This window comes from Rhizobacter sp. P3_B12 (assembly GCF_056402895.1).
This window is the reverse complement of the sequence record NZ_JBFUGN010001036.1, coordinates 1-2102: the sequence shown is the minus strand read 5'-3', so window position 1 is coordinate 2102 and position 2102 is coordinate 1. Positions and strand designations below refer to the sequence as shown.

General features: G+C 57.5%; 3 protein-coding genes. 2 read left to right on the top strand and 1 reads right to left on the bottom strand.

Annotated features, from left to right (window positions below; translation table 11 throughout):
- On the bottom strand, positions 1 to 150 hold a 150-nt coding region (locus AC1D01_RS31720; protein WP_477873489.1), incomplete at its 3' end, for a transposase.
- Between the two features lie 788 nt (positions 151 to 938).
- On the opposite strand from AC1D01_RS31720, the gene AC1D01_RS31715 reads away from it, so the two are divergent.
- Complete coding sequence (locus tag AC1D01_RS31715; protein ID WP_477873488.1) at positions 939 to 1082, top strand: hypothetical protein; 144 nt, start codon at positions 939 to 941, stop codon at positions 1080 to 1082.
- Between the two features lie 268 nt (positions 1083 to 1350).
- Positions 1351 to 1902 (top strand): septation protein IspZ, encoded by a 552-nt coding sequence (locus tag AC1D01_RS31710; RefSeq protein WP_477873487.1) that lies wholly within the window; start codon positions 1351 to 1353, stop codon positions 1900 to 1902.
- Positions 1903 to 2102 lie beyond the last annotated feature (200 nt).

Here is a 2102-nt window from a genome sequence, read left to right as displayed (position 1 = left end):
CTGCTCGAGCCAGCGGCGCACGCCACTGTCCGTCAAGTTCATGTCGCGGCACACCTGCCCGACGCTCAATCCCTGGTCTCGCACCATGCGAACCACTTGCAGCTTGAACGCCGCATCAAATGCCCGGCGGGCTCTCTTCTTCTCGGTCATGCTCTTCTCGTCCTCTGCGGGAAAATCTCCCATCGAGGTGTCCATCAGAATTGGACCACGTCAGCTGCTTGGCCAAGCGTCTTGGGCTCAGGACATCGCCGCCTTTACTTGCTCCCCCGAAGAGGGAGTTTTCTCAGTTCGATACATTCCCGACAGTGACCAAGGCCAAAACTCCCTTTCGGAATTTCCAGTGCAATGCGAGATGCGGAAGGCACGCTACGTCGTCAAGGCCGTACGAGGCCCCTATTCAGAACGCCGCTGCGGAGCAATGCCAACCGTCGACATAGTCCTGTATCGAAATCGAACGACGCTCATTCGCGGCGCCGTATTCGGCGAGAACTGCTTCATGGGTCCCAGCCTCAGGGAGATCGTGGCCGTTGAAGAACGTGGCGCCCTAAAGTCGCTGACGATCTGCATTGCCCCTTCGCAAGACGGCAGCGCAAACAAGTGTCGAGTTCTTGGGCCGGCAGAACTCGCGGCCCGTCACAAAGAACCGATAGATCAGATTGGATTGGGTCAGTATCTGGAGGAAAGATGACGCCCCCCCATCCTTCGTCGACGTGGGCACCAGGGCTTCGTCGGGTGTGCGCCGCATGATCGAATGCCTCCACCCGGCCACTTGCAGTCARTCGCGGGCGACAGCTTTCGGGAAGCGGACAAGAACTATGACAACACYGATTTCAACGTTCTCGTTTTGCAATCGCCAGGCCAAGCCACACGTCGTCGCGGTAGAACCGTGGGGCGAAGACTTCACACTCCTCCCTGGTGAGAGTTTGGAGATTCTCGCCATGAGCGAAAGCGTTCAGCCGTCATTTGAAGTTGTCGAATGGGCCGACTGTTCACAGGTGTACTGCAACGACGCAGCCGATTTCAAGGTCATGCAGGGCGGCGTCCAGCTCGAGTGTGGCCACAAGCGGAGACAGATTTCTTGAAAGTCGACAGTCGGCCAGGAGCCGTCGGTCACCGATGACCGCTCGCACGCATCCTCCCCACCGCCAAGACTCACAGCGCAGGAGAGAATGGTTCATGAACTCCATCTGCGAAGTCCTGTTCTCTAAGGCGTTCAACTATGCAGAAGCCAAGTAAAAACTCCCAGCACTACCCCCCAAGCGGCGCCCAACCAATAGACAGGACGCCGCTCGCAGGCCGGGCTTCGCCTCTCATTTCAAACGCTAGGCCTCAAAGCGGAGACCGAATCGCATGACCGGAAGCAATCCATACGCACCGCCTGAAGCGGCTTTGGAAGACATCGGCGAGAGCGCCTTGAGGACGGACTATGGTCTCAAGCTCAGCGCGTCCCTCTTCTGGCGAATCATCGTGTTTCAAATCATCCTTATGGTGCCTGTAGCACTCACGCTCAGCTTCTCTGGTCAAACGGAGAGCATCACACTTGTGATGATGAAGCCCACCCTAATTTTCATCTTCGTCGCCGCTGCAGTCGCGGTTTCATTGCAATTATTCCGCCCTGGGCTTCCTTTCCTTGTTTGGGGTCACAGGCTAGGTTTGTTGCCAAGCAGCTGGCGTAGATTCAGTTGGGCTCTTTGCGGTCTGTACGTGCTGTTGGGAATCGTGAACACATGCGTGGCATTCGCCACGCCRTTGACCGTCTGGACTCAATACAAAACATTTGGTCCCCTTCTTGCCATCCTCGTCTTTTGCATCCTTGCACCTCGCTTTATCGTGAGGCCTAACCCTTTCATCGAGAGGACGCTGCCCGGCGAACCGGTCAGCGCCCCTCATGTCAAACGTTGAACGGCCGCTTTCCGGAGCCTTGCTCAGCCCGTGCCAACTTCCGCTTTGGGTCGATAGCTCACCTTCGCAGCTCGTGAGAGCAGACGTTCAACTGAGCCCGATCGAGGAGGTCTCAGCTGCCCAAGTGCCTCTGCGCTTCGCTGCATTGCCGTCGACGCCTCGCACTGTCTGCTTCGTCGCAGCGAGCGGACAAGTGATCC